Annotated in this window: 22 protein-coding genes; 4 read left to right on the top strand and 18 right to left on the bottom strand. The window is 56.6% G+C overall.

Annotated features, from left to right (window positions below; genetic code table 11):
• Nucleotides 1-67 precede the first annotated feature (67 nt).
• The 6 genes from Q1Q75_RS06365 to htpX all read right to left on the bottom strand — a co-directional run bounded on the left by Q1Q75_RS06365 (nt 68) and on the right by htpX (nt 7,274).
• On the bottom strand, nt 68-634 hold the full coding sequence (locus tag Q1Q75_RS06365) for a hypothetical protein (protein ID WP_300668428.1): 567 nt from the start codon (nt 632-634) through the stop codon (nt 68-70).
• Between the two features lie 7 nt (nt 635-641).
• Nucleotides 642-1,145, bottom strand: a complete 504-nt coding sequence (locus tag Q1Q75_RS06360) for a hypothetical protein (protein ID WP_300668426.1) — start codon at nt 1,143-1,145, stop codon at nt 642-644.
• A 383-nt stretch (nt 1,146-1,528) separates the two neighbouring features.
• Nucleotides 1,529-3,709 carry an acetyl-CoA hydrolase/transferase C-terminal domain-containing protein gene (locus tag Q1Q75_RS06355; RefSeq protein WP_300668424.1) on the bottom strand — a complete coding sequence of 727 codons (2,181 nt, stop codon included), beginning with the start codon at nt 3,707-3,709 and terminating at the stop codon, nt 1,529-1,531.
• A gap of 336 nt (nt 3,710-4,045) precedes the next feature.
• Nucleotides 4,046-4,993, bottom strand: a complete 948-nt coding sequence (locus Q1Q75_RS06350) for a rhomboid family intramembrane serine protease (protein WP_300668422.1) — start codon at nt 4,991-4,993, stop codon at nt 4,046-4,048.
• 486 nt (nt 4,994-5,479) lie between these two features.
• Entirely contained in the window at nt 5,480-6,079 is a 600-nt protein-coding gene (locus Q1Q75_RS06345) for a MarC family protein (RefSeq protein WP_300668421.1), read from the bottom strand.
• Between the two features lie 283 nt (nt 6,080-6,362).
• On the bottom strand, nt 6,363-7,274 hold the full coding sequence (htpX, locus tag Q1Q75_RS06340; RefSeq protein WP_300668419.1) for a zinc metalloprotease HtpX: 912 nt from the start codon (nt 7,272-7,274) through the stop codon (nt 6,363-6,365).
• 283 nt (nt 7,275-7,557) lie between these two features.
• On the opposite strand from htpX, the gene Q1Q75_RS06335 reads away from it, so the two are divergent.
• The 4 genes from Q1Q75_RS06335 to Q1Q75_RS06320 all read left to right on the top strand — a co-directional run bounded on the left by Q1Q75_RS06335 (nt 7,558) and on the right by Q1Q75_RS06320 (nt 11,592).
• Nucleotides 7,558-8,484 carry a helix-turn-helix transcriptional regulator gene (locus Q1Q75_RS06335; protein WP_300668417.1) on the top strand — a complete coding sequence of 309 codons (927 nt, stop codon included), beginning with the start codon at nt 7,558-7,560 and terminating at the stop codon, nt 8,482-8,484.
• 125 nt (nt 8,485-8,609) lie between these two features.
• The gene (locus Q1Q75_RS06330) at nt 8,610-9,440 is read left to right on the top strand and encodes a substrate-binding domain-containing protein (RefSeq protein ID WP_300668415.1); all 831 of its coding nucleotides are present in this window, start codon (nt 8,610-8,612) and stop codon (nt 9,438-9,440) included.
• Nucleotides 9,441-9,904: 464 nt separating this feature from the next.
• A complete protein-coding gene (locus Q1Q75_RS06325; RefSeq protein ID WP_300668413.1) occupies nt 9,905-10,588 on the top strand; it encodes an ABC transporter permease in 684 nt (227 codons plus the stop codon).
• Nucleotides 10,589-10,590: 2 nt separating this feature from the next.
• Nucleotides 10,591-11,592: an ABC transporter ATP-binding protein gene (locus tag Q1Q75_RS06320; RefSeq protein ID WP_300668412.1), complete on the top strand. Its 1,002-nt coding sequence runs from the start codon at nt 10,591-10,593 to the stop codon at nt 11,590-11,592.
• A 205-nt stretch (nt 11,593-11,797) separates the two neighbouring features.
• Here the strand turns inward: Q1Q75_RS06320 and Q1Q75_RS06315 are convergent, their stop codons facing one another.
• The 12 genes from Q1Q75_RS06315 to Q1Q75_RS06260 form a co-directional block, all read right to left on the bottom strand.
• Nucleotides 11,798-12,076: a Trp family transcriptional regulator gene (locus tag Q1Q75_RS06315; RefSeq protein ID WP_300668410.1), complete on the bottom strand. Its 279-nt coding sequence runs from the start codon at nt 12,074-12,076 to the stop codon at nt 11,798-11,800.
• A gap of 195 nt (nt 12,077-12,271) precedes the next feature.
• Nucleotides 12,272-12,616: a CGGC domain-containing protein gene (locus Q1Q75_RS06310; RefSeq protein ID WP_300668408.1), complete on the bottom strand. Its 345-nt coding sequence runs from the start codon at nt 12,614-12,616 to the stop codon at nt 12,272-12,274.
• Between the two features lie 140 nt (nt 12,617-12,756).
• Nucleotides 12,757-14,037 (bottom strand): 4Fe-4S binding protein, encoded by a 1,281-nt coding sequence (locus Q1Q75_RS06305; RefSeq protein ID WP_300668406.1) that lies wholly within the window; start codon nt 14,035-14,037, stop codon nt 12,757-12,759.
• A 222-nt stretch (nt 14,038-14,259) separates the two neighbouring features.
• A complete protein-coding gene (locus Q1Q75_RS06300) occupies nt 14,260-14,949 on the bottom strand; it encodes a type 1 glutamine amidotransferase (protein ID WP_300668404.1) in 690 nt (229 codons plus the stop codon).
• A 95-nt stretch (nt 14,950-15,044) separates the two neighbouring features.
• Nucleotides 15,045-15,845 (bottom strand): 4Fe-4S binding protein, encoded by an 801-nt coding sequence (locus tag Q1Q75_RS06295; RefSeq protein WP_300668402.1) that lies wholly within the window; start codon nt 15,843-15,845, stop codon nt 15,045-15,047.
• Between the two features lie 305 nt (nt 15,846-16,150).
• On the bottom strand, nt 16,151-17,131 hold the full coding sequence (gene moaA, locus Q1Q75_RS06290) for a GTP 3',8-cyclase MoaA (protein ID WP_300668400.1): 981 nt from the start codon (nt 17,129-17,131) through the stop codon (nt 16,151-16,153).
• Between the two features lie 309 nt (nt 17,132-17,440).
• Nucleotides 17,441-18,964 carry a uroporphyrinogen-III C-methyltransferase gene (gene cobA, locus Q1Q75_RS06285; protein ID WP_300668398.1) on the bottom strand — a complete coding sequence of 508 codons (1,524 nt, stop codon included), beginning with the start codon at nt 18,962-18,964 and terminating at the stop codon, nt 17,441-17,443.
• Nucleotides 18,961-19,893 (bottom strand): hydroxymethylbilane synthase, encoded by a 933-nt coding sequence (gene hemC, locus Q1Q75_RS06280; protein WP_300668396.1) that lies wholly within the window; start codon nt 19,891-19,893, stop codon nt 18,961-18,963. Before hemC ends, cobA begins: the two co-directional genes overlap by 4 nt.
• Nucleotides 19,893-20,126: a zinc ribbon domain-containing protein gene (locus tag Q1Q75_RS06275; protein ID WP_300668394.1), complete on the bottom strand. Its 234-nt coding sequence runs from the start codon at nt 20,124-20,126 to the stop codon at nt 19,893-19,895. Before Q1Q75_RS06275 ends, hemC begins: the two co-directional genes overlap by 1 nt.
• Nucleotides 20,127-20,306: 180 nt before the next feature.
• Nucleotides 20,307-20,882, bottom strand: coding sequence for an SIS domain-containing protein (locus tag Q1Q75_RS06270; RefSeq protein WP_300668392.1), 576 nt, complete (start codon nt 20,880-20,882; stop codon nt 20,307-20,309).
• Nucleotides 20,879-22,282, bottom strand: a complete 1,404-nt coding sequence (gene selA, locus Q1Q75_RS06265) for an L-seryl-tRNA(Sec) selenium transferase (protein WP_300668390.1) — start codon at nt 22,280-22,282, stop codon at nt 20,879-20,881. The genes Q1Q75_RS06270 and selA overlap by 4 nt, the downstream gene beginning before the upstream one ends.
• A gap of 169 nt (nt 22,283-22,451) precedes the next feature.
• Complete coding sequence (locus Q1Q75_RS06260; RefSeq protein WP_300668387.1) at nt 22,452-23,789, bottom strand: HDOD domain-containing protein; 1,338 nt, start codon at nt 23,787-23,789, stop codon at nt 22,452-22,454.
• Between the last annotated feature and the right edge of the window lie 230 nt (nt 23,790-24,019).

The raw sequence follows: 24,019 nt of genomic DNA, 5'->3' as shown, positions 1-24,019 counted from the left end.
TAAATTTTTCAAAAGTTTAGCCCCCGGCAGGGCCGCCGGAGGCGTAAGCTGAATAGTGACCTTCCCTTTAAAGTTGAAAGGCCGTGACCAGGTCGTTGATCCGTTGGCTCTGCTCCCGGGCAACGGCCAGAATCGCTGGTGTGGGGTCGGCCTCTGCTTTTTCAAGGCTCTTCATCAGGCGTTGGTTTTCCTCTTGCAGAGAGGTGATGTGGTCCTGCAGGTTGTCCAGGACCTCATTGATCATCTCTGCCTCGTCTTGAAGATAATCTTTTTGGCGCAGGCTGATCCGTCTTGAAAAATCCCCTGCGGCCATGCACTCAAAGGTATGGGTGAAGTTGACCAGGGGGCCGCAGACACGGTGGGTCATGATGACGAGGTGGGAAAAAAAGAGGAAAAAAAGTACCAGCATCGCCGGCACAAGGCGTTGGGCCAGGAGAAGAAAGGTTTGTGCGGATTGGTACTGAGTGTGGGGATCCGAGGTTTCAAACATGGAACGCAGAATGGGCAGGAGGGTAAAGGAGAGGGTGATGCCCAGCATGATGGCCATGTAGCCCAGGCTGATGAAGACCAGCCGTAACTGAAGGGAGCGGTTGATAAAAAAATTTTTCAGCCGCCGTTGATGGTCCTGTGACATGGCGTCTTTACCTTTCAATGATGGTGTCGGTTGCAAAACTGTATTCATAGACGGTGTCGGATTTTTTGTGTTTGGCCTGCATGGTGAATGGATTGCTCTCATTGTAGGGGTCTTCAGGGGCTCCGGCCACAATAAAGATGGCGACCCCTTTGGAGAGGGTGTATTTTTTCAGATCCAGGGTTGACGGGATGCCGTCGTTTCGAATGACCTGACCCTGCTCGCCGAGGCAGGTACCGTTCATGGCGTGATGAAATTTTTGAAAATCAGCGAAGAGTTGCAGGTCGTGGTGTGTCGAGATGTCGTAGGCGGATCCGCTGGTGATCTTAAGAAAGATGGATCCCCCCACAAAGACCAGAACCGTGACGATGGCGACAACACAAAGCTGGGCGGTGGTGAGGACGGGTTTCCGTTCACGCTTTCGGGCCGGTTTGGTATAGGGGGGGCGTCGGGATTTTTTCCGAACGTTCATGGTTTCCCTTTCGTGGGGGGCACGGCCCCGATTGAACGGCATAGAGACCACCTTGGGTCTATGCGGGTGAATGGTTGTCTACTCAATAGACAGGCTTGGGTGAGCCTATTCGTAACGACAGTGAAGAGTAAAGAGAGTGATACCTCTGCTGCGCGGTCGGGCCTCGATGCCTTTGGATGCTGATAATCCAGAGGGTTGTGGCGGCCGATTTGCCGGCATTTTTGTGAGTATGCGATATTTTTTTTTGAATCGCAATAGATAAATTGGAATTTCAGGGGAGTCTTATTTGCAGTGGATTATCTGAGTAACATATTCTGCAGGTGCGGAATTGGAAAGCAATAAATCGGTGTGTTTAGGGCTCTGCGATAGCCATTCCTGTGTGAGGGTGGTTTTTAATGATTCACACAGGAATGGCCTTTAAGGTGTTAACTAGTCACTCTTCCGTTTGCTTTTAATGCAGAGATAACCACCTTTTGCAGGAGTCGCTCTTTAAATTGAGCCGGGGCTTCAAGGCTCATGCGATCCAGATAGGGTTTGGCGGTCTCGGGTACAGGTTTGAAGAATTCCCCGGCCAGGGCCATGGCCACGCCTATCTTGCTCTTACTTGCCTTGGCTTTGAACGCGCGCAAGGCGCCACCTAACGCAACCTCTTCTTCGGTGAAGTCGGTGCCAAAGGGGAAGACTTGAAAGAGCCCCTCTGATTTGTAAGGAGCCAGGAAGCCGGAGACTTTTTCCGGGGTGTTGTGTCGGTACGCCTCGGGGACCTCGTAATGGGCGGGTACTTTGCCGCTTTTTTTTGCCTGGTCCAGCAGGTCGTTCTGGAATCGGGAGTCGGCGATTTTGATGAGCGCCAGGATCACATCTTTGTCGGGCAGGCCTCGGACATCGGCGATGCCGTATTCCGTGACGACAATGTCCCGAAGGTGCTTGGGCACAGAGCAGTGGCCGTAGTTGAAGATGATGTTGGACATAGGTTTGCCGGCCCCTCCCCGGGTGCTTCGGACCATCATGATCAGGCGGCCGTCTTCAAGGGCGTGGGCCATGGAGACGAAGTTGTACTGGCCTCCGATGCCGCTCACCACCCGGCCGTCATCCAGGGCATCGGAGATTACGGAGCCAAAGATGCTGATCATCATGGCGGTGTTGATGAATCGGGCATCTTTTCTTTGAAGGCTGCGGAGTTTTTCGCCACCGTAGAGCTGGTTTACTTTTTCTACGCCGGACATGCCGAAGAGTTTTCGTTCTTCTTCAGGCATGGCATTGAGGGCTGCGTAGAAACTTTGAGGTCCAATGAAAAAGGCCCCCAGGATCACACTGCCGCCGTTGAGTTTTTCTCCTCGAATGGCCTTGAACGCATCCCGGTTTTCCGTTGAAGACAGGTCGGTTGCGTAGGGACTCTCTCCGTCAAAAATGACCCCGTCTCGCCAGGTCAGCCCTTCCTTGATCAGCCCGAATTCCACGAGAAAGTGAAAATCTTTTTCCCTCAGTTTCTCCTGTACCGCCTCTTTTTCGATGAGAAGATCGAAGATATTTTCAGGAATGGATGCGCAGTCCAGACGTTTTTCATTGATCAACTCCATGAGGGGTTCGTTTTCAAAGACTTTGCGCTTGAGGATGCCGCTTTTGTAAAGCTCCATGAAGGCGTCCACAAACATCTCAGAGGATCCGTAAAGGCCTTCGGTAAAGGTGTCGGTTCCGCCTACTTTCCGAATGAGCTCTCCGTAGATACCGGCAATGCCGGATTCTTCGATGATGGCATTGTATCGGTCGTTTTCTGTGTGTCTCATTTTCAGGCCGGCGACGATGGCATCACCCAGGGAGCCGATGCCCACTTGAATGGTGCCCCCATCCTTGACCAGGGTGCTGACATGGAGCCCGATCATGTGGTCTACGTCGGAAACCGACTCTTTGGGGGGGCCGAAGAGGGTGTATTGGGTCTCTTCGTTTTTCAGGATAAAATCATAGGAGGTGGCCGGAACCACGGCATCACCGTACATGAACGGGAGGTTCTCATTGACCTCTCCGATGATGGCGACTTTTCTGCCCTGGGCGCGCTGCTTGTCTAACTCGGAGATGGCTTCGATGCTGATATCGGTGTTGCACCCCATGGAGTAGAGCGGACCGGACCCGTTGCCGCTCTGGTAGGCGAGCATCTGGCCGTAGACGTTGACGCCTAAGGTTACGGCATCTCGGATGACATGGGTGTAGTTGGAGTTGAGATGGTTCTGCTGGGCCTCCGGGCTGCCCATGTATCCTCCCGCCTTGTTGAAGAATTCATAGAGGGAGACGTTGTCGGGCATGTTTCCTGTCCGGAAGTCTTTCATGTAGTCAAACTCCGGGCATCCCCCGAAAATGCGATCCACCAGAGGGCCGAGAAGCCTCTTTTCAAGTTCGCTCGCTCCTTCCGGCTTTTCCAGAGCCAGGGCGGTGAGAATGGTCAGCTTGATCTCTGGATTGTCCTTGGCCCGCCGGTAAAGTTCGTTGACAAACAGCGCCGGTTTTCCCAGCGCCAGAGGCATGCCGAAGATAATTTCATTGCCGACGGTGCGGATGACTTCATCCACACAGGTTTCGATATTGTCATGGAACTGCGTGTCACTTTTCATAACCAATAACCCCCTTACTGATTATAATGTCGTAGGGCTGCAAGAGAGACGGAACCCTTGGGAAAGGTTAGAGACGCTTTCGTGGCGAAGCGTGTCCTTGCTTTATCACCGGGCGCCATTGCAGGGCCTGTCGTTATCCGAAGGCATACCCGTGCGTCCGTAGCGGGCGCAGGAGCAGCCATTTTGTGTGTTTAACGGTTTTGGAAAGAACGGGCTTGATACACAGATGACGTCTGTAAACTATGTTACATGAAGAGATAAGGGAATATACACAAAAACAACGTAAAAGGGAAGATACTAAGAATATTGAATTGAAATATCCATCATGATGGAATCTTAATCGAGGGAGAGGGTGAGGTAAAGGTCGCCCCTGGGGCCTTCGGGATGAGGAAGCCCCAAGCCGCGGAGCCTTAACAGCTTGCCGGCCTGGACGCCCGGCGGGACAGTGACTTTGATGAGGCGTCCCTGGCCGAAACGGAAGATGTTGACTCGCTTGACGGCGCCGTTGCGTGCTTCTTTGTCTGTGATGGCGAGGCGACCGGAGAGATTAAACCCTCCCTTCCCCACGCGGACATGGATGATCTGGAGGCGGGGGGAATGTGTGCGCATGGCCTGGAATCGACGGGCTTGGGTGGGCGTTTTCCGCGCCCCGGTGGCCATGACAAAGGCCATCCCGAAAAGGAATCCGCCGATGTGGGCCCACCAGGCGATGGAGGCGGTATTGCCACCGGTGGCGTTTAGAAATTGCATGAGAAACCAGAGCCCGAGAAAGACAAAGGCCGGAATTTCAAAAAAGAGGGGGATGAAGAACAGGGGCACCAGGGTGAGCACTTTTGCCCGAGGGTACAAGAGGAAATAAGCCCCCATGACCGCGGCCACGGCACCGCTGGCACCGATGGTGGGTATTGTGGAGCCGGGGTTGAGGCTCAGGTGAGACAGCCCGGAGACCAGGCCGCCACTGAGGTAGAAGAGGAGGTAGCGGAGATGCCCGAGGCGATCCTCCACATTGTCTCCGAAAATATAGAGGCTGAGCATGTTGCCGATCAGGTGCATCCAGCCTCCATGGAGGAACATGAAGGAGAAAAGAGCCGTGATCTGGCTGACGGGGCCAAAATAGGACCAGGCGTCGAGGGAGGTGTACCGTGCCGGGACCAGCCCGTGGAGCTGGTAGAAGTGAGGCGACTGAGAAAGGGTCTGGAAAAAAACAAAGCAGTTGATGGTAATGAGGGCCGTGTTGACCACCGGCAGGGTTCGGGAGGTGAGGGTGTCTCGCAAGGGGATCATCGGACGGTGCCTTCCCGCAGAAGAGCGGTTGCCAGGGACGAGACAGTCCCGCCAAAAAGAATCGCCTGTTTTTTTTGGGGTTCCATCATTGTTCTATCCTGCACATTTTATCGATTTCTGGCAAGGGAATGAAGGCCATAGGAGATCGTTCTTCGTGCTTGGTTCTTTGTTCTTCGTTTGATGAATTCGCTTCGCTCAGAGCGTTTAAAAACAAAACGGGCCGTGGGTGGGCCTGGAACGAGAAAAAAATATTTGGGGTGGCGAGGCCGTTTCAGTCGGAATCATTCCAGTCAAAGCTCACGTTTGAGCAGGCCAAGGTTTTCCCCCAGCTCAGGCACTTGCGACGTACTGTGCGTTTCCTTGCACTTCAAGCGAATGCGGAAGCGAGGTGCCCGGACTACCGACAGCCGTAGAGCATTCGCAAACCCGCTTTCAAGGTGGCGTCACCTTGCCGCCGGAGGCTGTTTTTTCAAAGAAGAAGAAAATTTAAAGAAGAAGAAAATTTCGGATGCCGGTGAAGATGATCTGGGCGGAGATGGCGGAGATCATGAGGCCGGTGATCTTGGAGAGGATAACGACCCCCTGTTTGCCGACGGCTTTCACCACCAGGGGGGCGAAGAAGAGCATGGTCCCCACACACGCCGAGGCGGTGAGGATGGCTGCGCCGACTTCGAGTTTGGCGGTGAGGGTGGTGGCCTCCGCGCCGAAGAGGAGGAGGACGCCGATACCGCCGGGTCCCACCGTGATGGGAAGGGCTAAGGGGACGATGGCGATGTCGTTTCCTTCACCGGCGCTCTTGATGTTGGAGCTGCCCCCGACCATGGAGACCCCAGAGAGAAAAAGGATGCTCCCCGCACCGATACGGAAGGCATCCAGGGTGATGCCGAAGAGGGCAAAAAGATATTTGCCGAAGAGAAAGACGCAGAAAGAGATGACGATGATGCCGAAGGTGACGCGTACGGCCAGACATTTTTTTTCCTTTTCTTCCATCTCCTGGGTCATGGAGATAAAGGCGGAGAGAACGAAAAAGGGGGTGAAGATGAAAAAGATCTTCAAGGCGTCGTTGATGAATAAAGAGAGGTCCACGGCACTTGCTTCCTTGGTCTGTCGTTTTCGGGTGGTGCCTGCCGTTGTCAAGGCACTGTGGGGGTGTTACGTCAGTGCGGTGTCGGGAGCAGGTCGGCATCAAAAAAGTGTTTATTATTCCACGTATGGAATGCTCTCTATACACCATCTGGCCTATGGTTAAAACCGTATTTTTGAAAGGATTTTATAAAATCTGAACAGAGGGGCCCCACAGGGGAAGGGAATCCCCGTCTCCGGTGTCTGATAATTTTTCTCAGGCGCCGGAGGCAGGCTGTTGGGGGGGTTACTTCCCTCGGATTTTGTCCCAGGGGTTGGGGGTCTCTCGGTTTTGCGGGGTGCCGCCCGTAGATCGGGGCCGTGTGCCCCGGAGCCTTGCGACACGCTCTTCGATGGGGGGGTGGGTGGAGAAGAGGCTCGCCATGGTCCGGCCCGACAGGGGGTTGGTGATAAACATATGGGCCGTGGCCGGTTCCGCGTCCATGGGAATACGGCTGGAGGCGGCGCCGAGTTTTTCCAGTGCGCCAGCCAGGCCTTCCGGGTTGCCGGTAAGCTGGGCGGCCGTGGCGTCGGCGAGATACTCCCGGGACCGTGAGATGGCCATCTGGACAAGCATGGCGGCCATGGGGGCGATGATGCTCATGGCGATGAGGCCGAAGATGCCGGATCCGCCTTCGTCATCGTTGCGTCCACCGCCAAAGATGGCGGCCCAGCGGGCCATGGAGGCCAGGGTCATGATGGCACCGGCCAGGGTGGCGGCGACGGTGCCCACGAGGATATCCCGGTTTTTGATGTGGCCCAGCTCATGGGCCAGGACCCCTTTGATCTCTTCGGGAGCCATCAGGTCCATGAGGCCCTGGGTGACGGCCACGACACCGTGTTCCGGGTTCCGCCCGGTGGCAAAGGCGTTGGGGGCCTGCTGGGGGATAATACAGACTTTCGGCATGGGAAGCCCGGCCCGGCTGGAGAGTTCCTGGACCATGGCCCAGAGCTGGGGCGCTTCGTTTTTGCCCACCTCTCTGGCTTTGTACATCTTTAAAACCATTTTATCGGAATAGAAGTAGGAGAAGAAGTTCATCCCTCCGGCCAGGACCAGGGCGATGATCATGCCGCCCTGGCCGCCGATGACGCGACCGGCCATGACAATAAGAAGGGTTAGAACCGTTAAGAGCATCGTGGTTTTGATCTGGTTGCCCATGCAGCACTCCTTGATGTGGGTGGGTGGGGACGCACCTTATGAAAAGGGGGCCCTGATTTCATACTTATCCAAAGATAAAGATAAATTTTTCTTTGGCAAGGGGGGGCTGACGGCTTTTGCCATCGGGGTGATTTGTCGGGTGGCGTGGTACGGAGGCGGTTTTATTGGGATGTGTTGTCTTTTATGGTCTGTTTTGGTTATTCTTGGTTTGTACTCTCAAAATGGGTTGACAATAAATGAACGGGAGGGGTAACTCTGAGATGCATGATATCAAGGGGGACAGATGGAAAATCGAGGAAATAGAAGGGACCTTCTCTCGACTCGAGAGGTGGCCGAATTTCTCGGTGTAAACGAGAAGATGGTGTACCAGTTGATTTCAGATAAAGGCCTGCCTGCCTCCAAGGTGACGGGCAAGTGGATTTTTCCACGTTATCTGGTGGAACAGTGGGTGGAAAACAGCACCCTCAATTACCCGGATGCCGTCCATGTGAACGGTGGCAGCGAGGGGCCCCTGGTGGTCGCGGGAAGCAACGACCTGCTTCTGGAACGGGTTCTGTCTCAGTTTAATCGGACTCACCGTGGGGAACTGGCGGTTTTCGGCAATGTGGGCAGCATGGGAGGCATCCAGGCCCTGAAAAGCGGGCGATGCCATATTGCGGCCAGCCATCTTGTCTCCGAGGATGATCAGGAATACAATTTTGAGTTTGCCGGTCGGGAGCTGGAGAGGCAGCCGGTGGTGGTCAACTTTTGTCACCGGGAGCAGGGCATTTTATACCATCCTGACCTGAAGGGGTTTACCGGTGTGGCGGACCTGGCGAAACCGGGGCTTCGCATTGTGAATCGTCCCCTGGCCACAGGGACCCGGCTCCTTTTTGACAGAGAGCTCGCCCAGTGCGGCATCGAGGGGAGTACCCTGGCCGGATATGAGGAGGAGGTCTCGCGGCATATGGACGTGGGGCTGGCTGTTCTTTCGGGGCGAGCCAACGCCGGGCCGGGGATCCGAACCGTGGCAGATCTTCTGGGGCTCGGTTTTTTGCCCCTGCGTCAGGAGCGGTTTGATCTTCTTGTGCTTCGGGAGTCGTATTTTGACCGTCGCATTCAGGGGTTCCTCGGGTTGATCCAGGAGAGCACTCTGAAGCGTCTCGCCAAGGGGCTCTCCGGTTATGTGATCGAAGGAAGCGGCCAGATGCTGTTTCCAGAACATGGATGAAACGATGAAAAAATGAACAGCCGGAGGCGGCATCCGCTGCGGTCCTTGCCTGCGCAGGCATGTTTTTTTGTCGAGATTAGATAATGCGTTATGAGGAACAACCACAGCAAAGGAAAATGATTCGCATGATGAAAAAACGATTTATGACGGGCTTTCTTGTCCTGGTGGCCGCCATTGCCGTGGCAGGAAGTGTTCACGCCAAGGCCCTTATGATGGCCACCACCACCAGCACAGACAACACCGGGCTTTTGGATTACCTGGCCCCTGAATTCACCAAAGACACCGGCATCGAGCTGAAGTGGACCTCGGTTGGAACGGGCAAGGCCCTGAAGCTGGGGATGAACTGCGACGTGGATGTGCTCCTCGTGCATGCGCCCCCCGCCGAGATGAAATACATCAAAGACGGCTACGCAGAGTCTCGTAAAGAGATCATGTTCAACGATTTTGTCATCGTTGGCCCCCAGGCAGACCCGGCGGGCGTGAAGGGCATGGCGGTTGAAGAGGCGCTTTCCGTGATTCGAAAAACCGGCAAGACCTTTGTGAGCCGTGGTGACAACTCCGGCACGAATAAGAAGGAAAAACTTCTCTGGAAGGCTGCCGGCGGCCCTCTTCCTGAAAAAGAGGCCTGGTACGTGCAGGCCGGTCAGGGGATGCTCTCCACCTTGAACATCACCGCCGAGCGCAGTGGCTACACCATGACCGACCGCGGCACCTACATCAAGTACAGCCACAAGAACGGTGGCAATCCTCCCTTGAAAGTTCTTGTTGAAGGCGGGGTGATCTTGAAGAACCAGTACAGCGTGCTGATTTTAAACAGCACCCACTGCCCTGATGCTCAAAAAGATCTGGCCCAGGCTTTTTCAGCGTGGATGGCCGGCGATAAAGCCCAGAAGCTCATCGCTGATTTCCGCCTTCTGGGGATGGCCCTTTTTACGCCCAACGCCGATCAAAAATAAGGCGGTCAGGAATGAATAAAGGCTATGATTTGAAATAACTGTTCAGCTTGCGCCTCCGGCGGCCCTGCCGGGGGCCAACCTTTTGAAAAGGTTGCCAAACAGGTCTTTAAAAAAATCTCGGGTCAATCTAAAACCTAAGGCAAATGTGATTTGGCCTGAGGAATCCGCCTACGCAAAAGCCTCCGGCGTGACAAGTCCGCCTACGCAAAAGCCTCCGGCGTGACAAGTCCGCCTACGCAAAAGCCTCCGGCGTGACAAGTCCGCCTACGCCCATGTCAATGCGTCACCATTCGAACAACGCCAATAGGCTTCGGCGCGACAAGCGATCCGTCTTCGCCTGCGGCTACGCCGTGACATGGGGACAAAGCGCATTTGCAACCTGCTTTCAAGGTGGCACACCTTGCCGCCGGAGGCATTTTTTTGGCCACTTTAACCATAGAAGGCTTCGCTTTTAAGGAGATGCAGTGGATTTCATTGTGGACGGTTTTTTCAGGGCTCTGGTTCTCTTGAGCCATGGGGATCCCCAGACTTTTTCCGCTGTGGCCACCACCCTTAAAGCGGCATTTCTTTCCATGGGGGCCTCCCTGCTACTGGGGGTCCCTGCCGGATTTTGCCTCGGTTACTATGAATTCCGGGGCAAAAAAACGGCACGTACCATCGTGGATACAATGTTGGCCCTTCCGACAGTCTTTATCGGTCTGCTGGTTTATGCGTTCCTCTCCAATCGGGGACCCTTGGGCGGGTTGGGCCTTCTTTTCACGATTCCCGCCATTTCTGTGGGCCAGACCATTCTGGCCCTTCCCGTCATCACCGCTCTCACCGCCGCCTGTCTGGACTCCCTGGACAAAGGGTTAAGGCTTACCCTGATCTCCCTGGGGGCCGACAAAGGTCAGCTCTTTATGACCACCCTTTGGGAAGTCCGCTATGGGATCGTGGCCGCCGCTATGACGGCCATGGGACGGGTGATGACCGAGGTGGGGATCTCCATGATGGTGGGGGGCAACATCAAGTGGCACACTCGCACCATCACAACAGCCATCGCCCTGGAGACGGGCAAAGGCATGTTTGCCGAAGGCATTGCCTTGGGGCTGGTGCTTTTATCTATTGCGCTGGTGGTCAACATCAGTGTGTCGGTTTTCAGGAGGTAGGCATGGACAGCGCTCTTTATCATCTTGAGGGTGTGTCCCGATGTTATGGGGCCTCCCGTGCCCTGGACCGCTGCACCCTTGTCATCCCCAAAGGCGGGGTCATGGGCATTGCCGGCCCCAACGGCAGCGGCAAGAGCACCCTGTTAAAACTTCTCGCATTCATTGAACGACCGGACGAAGGACGGGTTCTTTTTGAAGGAAAGGAAGAAGTCCCTTTCTCTCCCACCGTCCGTCATCGGGTGACCCTGATGCCCCAGACCCCTTTTTTGATGAATCGCAGTGTCTTTCAAAATGTCTGCTACGGCCTGGAGGTCAAAAAAGATCGAGTCGATGTGGCTGGACGTGTGGCCCAGGCTTTGTCTCGGGTGGGACTCGATGCGAAACGATTTGCCGGACGTTATCGCCACGAGCTCTCCGGTGGGGAAGCCCAAAGGGTCGCCCTGGCCGCCCGCCTGATCCTGGATCCTGAGGTGCTGATTTTAGATGAACCCACCGCCAGTGTAGATGCCGCAAGCTCTTTTCTCATTCATCAGGCCATCCTTGCCTTTGCCGCCAGGCCTGGAAAAACCGTGATTCTGACCAGTCACGATGCCGCATGGCTTGAAGGGGTGAGCGATGAGATGCTTTTCTTTTTTCGGGGACGGCGCGTCAAAGAGAAGATGGGGGTGATGCTGTTCGGTCCTTTTGAGCAGGACCCTCTCTCCGGGGCCTGGCTGAAATGCAGCGAAGAGGGGGTGATTCCGGTGCCCGCTCCCCCCGACCCGGATGCCGTGGCTGCCGTGCCCCAACGCAGCCTTCGGATGGGCCATGAGGCCAGTGACCGGGAGGTCGGTTTTAATGCAGAAGTGCGCGAAACAGCCCGACGGAAAGCCCAGCCTGACGCCCAGGTGACCCTCATCGGTGCCGGTTTCCCCATGACCCTCTCCTGTCCCGTCGCCCACGCCCCGGAACCGGGCGAGATCGTTCGGGTCTCCTATCCCCTTTCCGCCGTTCAATGGCTATAAAAAATCTGCCTCCGGCGGCGAGGTGTGCCACCTCGAAAGCGGGTTTGCGAATGCTCTACGACTGTCGGTATTCCGGGCACCTCGCGTTCGCATTCGCGTGAAGGGTGAGGGGATGCCTCGTACGTCCCAAGCGCATGAGCTGTGACAGGCCCGTGTCTGTCTGGTCTTGTCCTGGTCACAACTCTCTGAAATCGTATTTTAATGATTATTTTTTCGGGTGGCGTTTTTTGAGGGCGTGGGCGGTGAAGGACGCTTCGGTTTTGAGGATTTTAGAGCCCCGGGTGATTTTGCAGAGGCTGATTTTGTGGCGTTTTGCAATGCTTCTCTGGGTCTCGCCCTGGTGAAGTTCGACCATCAGTTGCCAGCGCATGGCCAGGTCGGAACGTTCTTTGGGGGTCAGAATATCATCGAAAAAAGCGCGCACTTTTTCCAGGTCGGTGGTCTCTGCAAGCACGCTTAAGAATTCGTCGTAGGCCTTGTTCACAATGCAACTCCATGGGTAGAATTCACGTTTAAAACTTAAGTTATATCACAGGCGGGATGTTTCTGTAAAAAGATACATGTCAGGGGCAATCATGTCAGGCCTGGGGTCTCTGACGGTGCGTCATCGCGCCCTGCGGGGTGTTGTGTCCCTGCAGGGTGCGGCATCAGCGCACTGGACGCGTCCAGTGAAGGCGGGCTATTTGTAGTCGTGGGTCCCGAGGATCACGGGGATCCCGGTTTTTTCCTCGATGTATTTTGCTTTTTCTTCGGGGGTCGAGTAGGGGCAGTCCGGTTTGGCGCCCACCATGCAGCTGCTTAAATAAATGGCGTCGGGTTTGATTTCGGAGAGCTTGATGGTCATGCCGACGTTGGGAGCGGCCGAGCGTCCGGGGCATTCACATTTGACAAATCCGACCACCTGGGTGGGCTCCTCAAATTTGCCGTCCCCCATGGCTCCCGCCTTGAGACATCTCCACTCACCCGGGCATCCATAACCTGAATCCATATACGAGCCGCATCCTACGACAATGGCCTTTTTCATTTTTTACTCCTTTGGAATTTTAGTAGTTATTGATGCGAATCATAGGACAGGGCTTTCAGCGTGTCAAGACCCCTTGCAGCTCACCCGAAACGGCGACCGGGGTGTCTTGGACATAGGGCAGAAGCCGTCGGGCGATGGCCTCAAAGGGGGTGTCTGGTGAGGAGGGTTTCGAGGTAACGGGATTTCACCTGGCGGTTGGCGAGGAGCTTTTTGACAGGGGAGAGCTTGAGAATGACGCCCAGGACAGCGGCCAGGGCCCGGTGGCTGAAGAGCACGCGGTTGTCGAAGATGAGGTGCTGGAGTTTGTCTCGTTCGATGGCCATGACAACGGTTCGGTGCAAGGCATTGAGCGGGGTGAGGATTTTATCGGGGCGTGATTCGAGGTGGAGACTCTCGTGGGGGCAGGTCCTGACACAGATCCCGCATCCCAGGCAGAGTTCAGGAGAGAGCTGAGCCTTTTTTGCCTTGGGATGGGCGGGGTCATCGGCTGGGACCAGGGCCATGGCCGCCACCGGACAGGCGGTGACGCATTGGCCACAGCCGGTGCAGGTCGAGGTATCGATTACCGGGATGAATCCGGTGGTATGCACGGGATTGAGCAGGGCAAAACGCCGTGCGGCGATCATCGCTTCACAGCAGCATCCGCAGCAGTTGCAGATGAAATTGACGCGTTCCCGCACGTTTTCACCGAATTGGACGAGGTTGTGGCCGTAGGCGGTGTCGAGTAGGTCCAGGCACTCCCGGGTGTCTACGGCGCGGGCGTGGTCGTGTTTGATCAGAGAGGCGGCGGTGGTGTTGAAGGTCATGCAGATGTTTTTGGGGGCGTCGCAGTCCCGGCCCATGTGCTGCATTTTATGGCGGCAGTAGCAGACCCCCACCCCGATATGGGTGGCCGTTTGAATGACCTCTGTGGCCCGTTCGTAGTCCAGGACGTGGAGGGCATTGTCGGCTGACAGCGCCGGCTCTTGAACAAAGACTCTTCCCAATTGAGTCTCCCCCCGGGTAAAGAGCTCCCGGATAAAATCCTCTTCCACATTGAGGTAGTCGTAAAAGAGCTCGCTGAGTACCTTTTGATCCAGGTTTCCTTGAACGCGCATGAGAGAAAATTCAAAAAAACCCGCCATGGGCGGAGGAAGTACGTAGTGCTGGCGGCCATGTTGCTCCATGTCCACGAGGATGGCCCGCTCAGCCAGTGAGTCCAGAATCTTCTGGGCTTCGGAGACCTTCATCTTCCAGATCGCGGCTGCTTTTTTTGTTGTAAAAGGTTTGATGGGGATCAGGGCGACCAGCTTTGCTTCCTCTTCACTGAAGAGCATGGCAAGGATCTGGAACAGCCGTTCGGAGGTCGGCGCTCCCTGGGGAAAGCGGTTCAATCGGTCTGCCAGAGTGCTGTATGCGGTTTTCAAGGTTCGATGGGCCATGGTGATGCCTCCTTGGGGGGAGAGACAAGAAAGGGAAGGATTTTTCTCAAAGTGTACCACGAAGTACAATCTATGGGAATAAACGCATAAAGCCCTTCCTCCGGCGCAAGGGGGGCCCACCTTGAAAGCGGGTTTGCAAATGCGATAAGGGTCTCATCCTGTCGGATTCAATGGCGTCCGCATTCGCGTTACGGGTGGGGCGGAGTATCGCACCTCATCCGTTTATTTTTCCAGGGCGTCGATGACGGAGGTCATGATGCGGTTGATGGCGGCAAAGCGGTCGGGGCGTTCCAGCATCTCTTGTTCGGCCTGGACGAAGGGAGAGTCGTCCAGCTCGTGGCGTCCGTTCTCGATAAGAAGGGCGGCAGAGTCAGGGGTCGTCTCCAGGTGGAACTGCAGGGCCAGGATGCGGTCATCATAGAGAAACCCCTGGTTCGTGCAGGCGGCGCTGGATGCCAGGGGGATGGCCCCGTCGGGGAGTTCAAAGGTGTCGCCGTGCCAGTGGAAGACGTCTGCGTGGGACGGAAAGACTCCGTGAAAGCGCGTGGTGGTGAGGCGGGGGGCTCGGGTGATGGGAAACCAGCCGATCTCCCGGTGGGGGTTACGCGTGACCTTTGCCCCGAGGACATCGGCCAGAAGCTGGGCGCCGAGACAGATGCCGAGGACTTTTTTTCCGGCATTGATGGCGGTTTTGATCAGGTGTTTTTCTGGAGCAAGCCAGGGGTGGTTGCCTTCATCAAAGACGCCCATGGGGCCGCCCATGACGATGAGCAAATCAAAGGCCGAGAGGGGCGGCAGGGGCTCTCCCCTGTAAAGGTGGGTGGCCGAGAGGCGATGGCCCTTTCTATTTAACACGGCTTCCATGCTGCCGAGGCCTTCAAAGGGGACGTGTTGCAGGTGATGCACTCTCATGAAGGCTCCTTTGGGTCCAGAAGATCTCCGGCTGCAAGGTGGCAGACTTTGCAGCCGGAGGCTTTCTTTAGAGCTGAATAGTTCTCCACGTTTATTTATAAAAAGAGTTCGGGCTCTCTTCGGGTTTTGCAGTTCGTGTGGAGGACGCCGGCAATGTTATGGATTTTGGGCTGATTGAACGCCACGGCCCCTTTGGGGCAGCCTTTGACGCAGGCACAGCAGACGGTGCAGCGTGAGGCATCGAAGGTGACGGTTTTGCCTACGGTGATGGCTCCCGTGGGGCAGTGTTCGGCGCAGAGACCACAGAGAATGCAGAGGGAGGCCTTCCAGTCTGGAACAATTTTTCGTGGGCCGGCATACGCCCCCTCGGGAAAGGCACCGGGAACCTTTAAGGGCACAAGGGCAGAAAGGTCACTTAAATGTTTGAGTTTTTCTGTGACAGAGGCACCGAAATCGCGGGCCGCCATTTTATCGCTTTCGTCCGGGCGGCCTTCTGCGATCGGCATTTCCGGGGTGGAGAAGGAGTGCTCGCCCAGCAGGGCTGCACCGGCAACCACCACGAAACCTGAGGCCTCCACCAGGGTTTTCAGTTCATAAAGAGCCTGGTCGTAGTGCCGATTGCCATAAACCACAACGATGATGGCGGGTGTGTTGTTGCCGCGCAGGGCCTTCAAACGCTCTGCGGCCATCGGGGCCACGCGGCCGGCATAGACGGGGACACCGATGATTGCAATCCCGCCCTTGATGGAGATCTCCGCGTCGGAGGCTCCGGGGGGAAGGGTGAGATCGAGGCTTTGTGTTGTGGGGACATCCATTCCGTTGGCGATGTGTTGAATGGTGGTGAAGGTGGTGCGGGTGGGCGAGTAACAGATCAGATGTGCGGTTTCAATATTCATCGGATATCTCCATGGTTCAGAACAGGGGGTGTGCATATGGCACTGTTTTCGATGTTTTCTGGGTGTATCATTTTCCGGTCAGGATGTCATGGGGATTGCCATGTTTTGGAAAAGACGGAGGGGGCGTGGCGCTTTATGGGGTGGGGGGCTGCAGGCAGATTCCTGGGGTCAAATCACATTCTCATTTGGGTCGACGTCACTCTGAATAATGTATTTAAGCCCTGCTTATTAAACCCGTTTTTATGAAATCAGGCAAACGTTTCGCCCCCGGCAGGGCCGCCGGAGGCACACCCTGGGTCGGGTCATTACCCCCCGATCGACGACATCATGTCGTTAACGGTATGACCGGAGAGGTCGTGCTGTTTGCCTTTGATGGCGACGGCGTGGCGGAAGAGGGAGGCGAGGGCTTCATTGTCGGCACCGCTTCTCAAGGCCTCCATGAGGTCGACTTTCGTGTCGGAGAGAAGGCAGGGGCGAAGGTGGCCGTCGGCGGTGAGGCGTAAGCGGTTGCAGGTGGCGCAGAAATGGTTGGTCATGGGGCTGATCAGGCCGATTTCGCCTTGGGCACCCTCAATTTTGAATCGTACCGCCGGGCCGTCATAGGCACTCCGGAGGACGCGGGTCAGGGGGCCTAAGGCCTCAAGGCGCCGAGTGATGGCGGGGGCCTGGAGATCGCTGTGCTCGGGGCCGGAGCCTTTGCCGATGGGCATGTATTCAATAAATCGGATTTGAACGGGGTGGTCAAAGGTAAGGCGGGCGAAATCTTCCACCTCGTCGCCGTTTACGCCGTCTAAGAGCACGGTGTTGATCTTCACGGGGGCCAGCCCGGCGTCCAGGGCACCCCTGATGGTTCGTTTGACCTCGGTAAAGAGATCCTTCCCGGTGATTTTGGCAAACCGCTCCGGCTTCAGGCTGTCCAGGCTGATGTTGATGCGGGTGAGCCCCGCGTCTTTCAGGGTCTGAATCTCATCTGCAATGAGTGTCCCATTGGTGGTGACCGCCAGGTCTTCAAGCCCTTCGAGGTCCGCCAGTTCCCGGATAAAGTCGATGAGCCCTTTTCTGGCAAAGGGTTCCCCACCCGTCAGCCGCACCTTTCGAATACCTAAAGAGACCCCCACCCGCACAAGCCGGATCAGCTCTTCATAAGAGAGGATGTCCGTGTGCTTCATGTGGGCAAAGGGCGTCGGAGGCACGCAGTAGCTGCATCTCAAGTTGCATCGGTCCGTGACGGAGATACGCAGGTAGTCGATGGTTCGGTCATAACGGTCGGTGAGTGTCTGTTTCATGTTCACGGCTCTGTAAAGGGAAGTGCCTCCGGCGGCAAGGTGGCGCCACTTTGAAAGCGGGTTTGCGAATGCTCTACGGCTGTCGGAGCTCTCAACACCTCGCATTCGCGTGAAGGGTGAGGGCATGTGCAAAACGAGCACATGGGTTATCGATTGTTGGGGTTTCAGGCTCCAGAATCATACCAAAGCGAGGAAGAAAAACCCAAGGCAAAAAACGAAGGCAGCGGCGCTGTGCCCCGAGGAACGAGGGGCACAGCGCCGCTGCAATCAGCTTTCGAGGTGGCTCACCTCGCCGCCGGAGGCCGTTTTTTATTTTTCTTCCACCGTACCTACGATGGCGTCCACGAGGCCGTCGATGGTGAAGGTGTCGGCCACGATGTGGGGGGTGAGCCCCAACTCTTTGGCGGTCTCTGCGGTGATGGGGCCGATGCAGGCCACGGTGACGTTCTCCATGAGGGAGAGGTCGCCGTTCGGGATCATGGAGACGAAGTTTTTCACGGTGGAGGAGCTGGTGAAGGTCACCATATCTACCTCGTGGTTCGTGAGGGCTTCGGCCACTTTCTCGGTGGAGGTGGCATCGATGGCGGTGCGATAGACGGCCACCTCGTTGACCGTGGCACCCATCTTGGTGAGCTCCACGGGGATTACGGGGCGGGCCTCTTCGGCTCTGGGGAGCAGGATGTTCGCTCCTTTGATTGCCTGGCCTTTAAAAGCGTCCACCACGGATTCGGCCACGTAGCTGTCGGGGAGGACGTCGGTGCCGATGCCGTATTTTTTCAGCTCGGCGGCGGTGGAGGGGCCGATGCAGGCGGTCTTCAGACCACCCAGGGCCCGTGCGTCGAGGCCTTTTGCAAAGAGATCATCAAAAAAGGTGATGACCCCGTTGACGCTGGTGAAGACGACCCAGTCGTACTCTTTCAAGTTCGCAAGGGCGGTGTTCACGGCTTCGGAGCCTTCAATGGGTTCGATCTCGATGGTTGGGGCTTCCAGGCACTCGGCACCCAGCCCCATGAGCTTGGATGTCAGGCCGCTGGCCTGCTTGCGTGCCCGGGTGATGACCACGCGCTTGCCGAAGAGGGGCCGATTTTCGAACCATTTCATGGTGTCTCTTAAGGAGACAACCTCGCCCACCACGATGATGCTGGGGGATTTCAGGTTTGCCTTTTTCACCTCTTCCACGATGGTGGCAAGGGTGCCGGAAACGGTCTCCTGGCGGGTGGTGGTGCCCCACCTTACCAGGGCCACGGGAGTCTCGGCGGGTTTTCCGCAGGCGCAGAGTTTCTCCACAATGTTGGGCAGGTTTCGTACGCCCATGAAAAAGACGAGGGTCCCCGATTTGGAGATGGCGTCCCAATTGATGTTGGAATTCTCCTTGTCCGGGTCTTCGTGGCCGGTGACCAACGAGAGGGTGGCGGTGAACTTTCGGTGGGTCAGGGGGATTCCCGCGTAGGCCGGGGCGGCGATGGCCGAGGTGACGCCAGGGATTACTTCCCAGTTGATGCCCTCTGCGATGAGAACTTCCGCCTCTTCGCCGCCGCGTCCGAAGATAAAGGGATCTCCCCCCTTAAGACGGGTGACCGTGGCCCCTGTTTTTGCTTTTTCCACCAGCAGGGCGTTGATGCCGTCCTGGCTGAGGGTGTGGTCTCCGCCTTTTTTGCCGACATAGATGATCTCGGCGCCCTTTTTGGCATGGGCCAGGTGGGAGGGGGCCGCCAGGTAGTCGTAGACAACCACGTCGGCTCTCTCGATGCATTCTCGTCCCTTGACCGTAATCAGGCCGGGATCTCCGGGGCCGGCACCTACGAGATAGACGGTTCCGTATGCTTTGTTCATGCTTGGTTCTCCTGAAGTCTCGAAAGGATCTCGGTTGCGCCGGCCTCTTTGAGGCGATTGGCCACGGTGATGCCGAGGGCTTCACCCTGGGCGTTTTCAGCGGTCTGAGTTTCCATGAGGATGCGGGAGCCGTCCACTTCGGCGACCATGCCGCGGATGGTGAGCATCACACCGTCAGTTTCGGCAAAGGCGCCCACCGGAATATGGCAGCTTCCTTCAAGCGTGTTGAGAAAAGCGCGCTCGGCAAGGACCGTGACCCGTGTGGACAGGTGGTTTAAGGGCACAAGGGCTGCTTTCATACGGGCGTCGTTTTTTCGGGCTTCGATGCACAGAGCACCCTGTCCCACGGCGGGGAGCATGATCGCAGGGTCCAGGCATTCGGTGATATGCTCGCCGAGTCCTAAGCGTTTCAGCCCGGCCGCGGCCAGGATGATGGCGTCTAAGTCCCCTTCAGTCACCTTTTTCAGGCGGGTGTCGATGTTACCCCTTAAGGCCTCGATCTGAAGATCGGGACGCTTGGCCAGGAGTTGGGAGGAACGTCGCAGGCTGCCGGTGCCCACGCGGGCGCCTTGGGGGAGCGCCTCAAAGGAGAGTCCGTTTTTGGAAATCAGGGCATCTCTGGGGTCTTCCCTCTCGGGGATAGCACCGATCTCCAGGCCTTCAGGGAGGTCTGCGGGCATGTCTTTCATGCTGTGGACGGCCAGGTCGATGCGACCGTCTAAAAGAGCCTCTTCAACCTCTTTGACAAAAAGGCCTTTCCCGCCTATCTCGGCCAGAGGGACGTCGAGGATTTTGTCCCCTTGGGTTTTGATGACCAGGAGTTCACAGGTGACCCCTTTATTGCATTTTTCTAATTCGGATTTTACCCAGTTGGCCTGCCAGAGGGCCAGCTGGCTCCCGCGGGTACCGATGACTATTTTATTTTCCATCAAGAACCGCACCCCGCGCAACTTGCGGCTGTGCAGCCGGTACATGAGGAGCTTGAAGCCGATGAGGACGAAATTTCACCTCCGGCTCCCTTGCTGACGAATCCGCAGCGGGACATCTGTTTGGAGACATTTTTGTCTTCGCATTTGGGGCAGCTTTCCGGATCTTTCCCTCCCAGTACGAGGTACTCGAACTCGTGACCGCACGCTCCGCATTTGTATTCATAAATGGGCATGATATCACCTCATGGTTTTTCAGGTTATTTCCCATCAGGCCGGGCGTTCCGACGCATCGGACGGGCCTGTCATTTGTTTGAGTCTTTTTCAAATATTTAACACAATAAGCACCCTGGGGTAAGATGGCAAATGGTGTCTTAAAAAAAACGGGGCATCGCTTCCGGCCGCTGGGCGCCGGGTTAAAAATTCTCGGGGAAGAGGATTCGGTCCACCAGATCACAGAGGATGTGGCCCATGAGGATGTGGCTCTCCTGGATGCGCGCGGTGTTTCCGATGGGGACGGTCAGGGCGATCTCCGCCATGTCGGCTGCCCGGCCTCCCTTGCCGGTAAAGGCAACGGTGTGTACACCTTTCTTTTCAGCGGCCTTAAGGGCCTTGACCACGTTGGGGGAGTTGCCACTGGTGCTGATCCCGATGGCCACATCATTTTTTCGGCCCAGGGCTGTCACCTGCTTGGAGAAGATCTCCTCAAAGCTGTAGTCGTTGCCGATACTGGTGATGATGGAGCTGTCCGTGGTCAGGGCGATGGATGCCAGGGGGACGCGTTCGGTCTGGAATCGGTTGACGAACTCCGCGGCGATGTGCTGGGCGTCGGCGGCACTGCCGCCGTTGCCAAAGATTAGGATCTTTCCACCGGCCGTCAGGCTTTGGGCCATGAGGCGGGCTGTCTCGATTAGCCGCTGGTTGTTCTCTTTGATGGCCGCTTTTTTGGCCGTCACGCTTTCTTCAAGGGTTTTTTCGATGATGTTGATCATGATCGGGCCTCCACAATATGCGCAAGGGCGTCGGCAATAAGGGCAATATCCCCCACCTGAAGGGTTCGGGGATCAAGGATGTAGGTTTCATTTTCGATGCGTCCGATGACGGGTGGATCGTTTTTTCTCATGACTTTTTCAAGGGCTCCTGCTTCCATTCCGGGGAGGGTGATGCCCACGCAGCAGGAGGGGAGCTCCAGCATAGGCAGGGAACCTCCGCCGGGGCGAGAGGCCAGGGCCAGCGCTTCCGTGGTGATGGGGAGCCCTTTGAGGGCCTCCATGAGGTCGCTGGCCTGTGCTTCCGTCTCTTCCCGTTTCATGGTGATCATGCGCAGGGTGGGAATCTTTTTCACGGCCTGCGCTTCGTCCCGGTAGAGACGCAAGGTCCCCTCCAGGGCGGCCAGGGTGAGTTTGTCAATGCGGAGGGCACGTGTCAGGGGATTTTTTCGGATGGCTTCAATGTGCTTTTTGCTTCCGACGATGATGCCAGACTGTGGACCGCCCAAAAGTTTGTCGCCGCTGAAGGTGACGATGTCGGCCCCGGCGGCAACCGATTGTTGCACCGTGGGTTCGGCGGGGAGTCCGTAGTGGGAAAAGTTGACGAAGGTGCCGCTGCCCAGGTCGTCCATGACGGGGACGCCGCGCTCTTTGCCGAGCGCCACGAGCTCAGCCACAGAGACGGCCGAGGTAAAGCCTACAATGGCGTAGTTGCTGGTGTGTACCTTGAGGAAGAGGCCGGTCTCGTCGGTGGTGGCGTTTTCATAATCCCTCAGGTGGGTTCGGTTGGTGGTGCCCACCTCTTTTAAAATTCCGCCGCTTTTGGCCATGACGTCGGGGATGCGAAACGCCCCACCGATCTCTACGAGCTCGCCCCGGGAGACAATGGCCTCTTTGCCGCGTACCAGGGTGTCGAGGCAGAGAAGCACGGCGCCTGCGTTGTTGTTGACGACCATGGCGGACTCTGCCCCGCTGATTTCGCAGATCAGATCTTCCACGGCTGTGTAGCGCAGACCCCTTTTTCCTGTGGCCAGGTTGAATTCAAGGTTGGAGTAGCGATTCCCCACGGCCTTGATGCGTTCCAGAGCCTCGTCAGCCAGCAGGGAGCGGCCGAGGTTTGTATGAACCACGACGCCGGTGCCGTTGACCACCCGGGTGAGGTTTGGGTGCATTTTTGTGTCAATTCGCTGGTGGGCCAGGGTTAGAACCGAGGCGAGATCCACCGTGGGCTCTTGCCCGTTAAAGATGGATCGACGCATGGCCTCCAGGGCCTCCCGAGCCGATGCTGTCAGGACGCTTCGGGGGACCTTTTCGGCAGGAATTTCTGCCGTCAGGGCGTCAAGGAGGGTATCCACACCGGGCAGGGTGCGAAGCAGCTGTTTCTGGGTGTCCCGTAATTCCATTCCAGTCCCTTATATCGTTGCGAGGTACTTTCGGCGGTGGTGTTTCATGAGGGCTTTTTTTTTCAGGTGCTCTCAATAATAAAAGGTGGTTCCACCTCTGGTGGAATCACCCTCTTTGTATCTTAAAAGGCCTGTGGCGGCAAATGCTTTTCCCCGGTGGGGGGAAGGGTCAGTTGATGGCCAGCTCCGGGCTTCCTGTGAGCACTTGATGGGGGATGGCATCCACAATGGCGGGGAAATCGGAGATGGACATGCCGAGAATTTCCAGCCGCCGTGACAGGGAGTTCATATCGACTTTGTGCAGGGAGGGGCCGGCGCTGAACATGTGAAAGAGAGTGTCGGCCACAGAGACGATGGTCACCAGCTCAAGATGGGCTTTGGATGCTTCCGGTTGATGATGGTAACGAATGGTGTTGCTTATCGAGGGGGGCAGGTCCCACTTTTGAGCCAGTTTGTAGCCGGCCTTGGTGTGGTCTGTCTTCAGCAGGCGGTTCTCCGTTTCTACCAGGTCGCTTTCGCCCATGATCTCCCGATAGAAGAAGGGCCGGGCACCCGAAACAAACTGATCCAGGACCACTTTGCCCAGGTCGTGGGTCAGTCCGGCTGAGTAAGCGGCAAAGGGGGAGGCCTTTCCGCTTAAGCCTGCGACCTTTTCGGCCACCAGGGCCACGCCGATGGCATGGTGGTAGAGGCCACCCTTGGCGAGGGAGTACCCGGTGTAGCTGTTATTAAGCAATTTTTTTATGGCCATGGCCGTGATAATCTTGGCCAGGGTGGTTTGACCGATGATAAGCAGGGCGTCGTCAATGGAATCAATCCCGCCCTGGCCAGCGAAGATAGCGGCATTGCAGTGCTTGAGAACCTGGGCGCTGATGACCTGGTCTTTTCTCACCTCCTGGGAGAGGTAGCGGATATCGTAGGTATCCTCCCCGATCATGCGCAGGATTTTCAGGGCGACCTGGGGAATGGGCTGGAGGTCATCCAGGCTGGAGATGCGCCCGCTGGTGTTCTCGTCTGCGGGCTCCTCGCTGGACAGGAGGGCGGGGATCACTTCGTACTCGAAGGTCTCCAGGTTGAAGTTGAGGCAGCAGGTGAAAAAACCGCCAGTCTCCGAGAGAACCACATGGATGCCATGTTTGCCCAGCATCTCTTTGACCACCTCGGCGGTACGGCCACCGATATCGAGGCGGATGTCCTGATTGCTGACCTTCCCCGACAGGGCGCCGCCAGCGATGACGGCCTGAAGCCTGGAAATTTCAGCGCCTTCCCGCACAAGGCTTCCCATAAAAAGGGGCAGGCCGGTGGCCGCGTATTTTTCCCGGTTGTATTCGGTTTTGCCGGAGACCGGTTCGGGCAGGAGAATATGGTAGAGGCCGCCGATGCCGGCTTCAGGGTCAAAAAGGGCGACACCGACACAGGAGTTCAGGTAGGCCTGAAGCACCATGGGTTTTCTGGCGTTTACCTGGAAGGTTCCTGCGGGGACGTGGTGCTTCTGGTAATAGGTCATACAGAAAGGCTTTCTTGCAAGGGGAATGGTTCCCATGATTTGTGAACAAGAGGCCCTGAAACCTTGCGGGTGCCTGCTCAACCGGAATGCGATCACAAAAAGTCACGGGTCCAAAGGGCCTTTCCATCATACGTTGCAGTACGGTTGAGCCATGGCTCGGTGTGTGATGTGTGGCGCATCGTTCCCTGAATTATAAGAGCTGTCAAGTAAAAAGAGGTAGCATTTTGTGT

The sequence above is a fragment of the Desulfoluna sp. genome (assembly GCF_030145185.1).
Taxonomy (GTDB): Bacteria; Desulfobacterota; Desulfobacteria; order Desulfobacterales; family Desulfolunaceae; genus Desulfoluna.
This window is presented reverse-complemented; position numbering and strand designations above follow the sequence as displayed.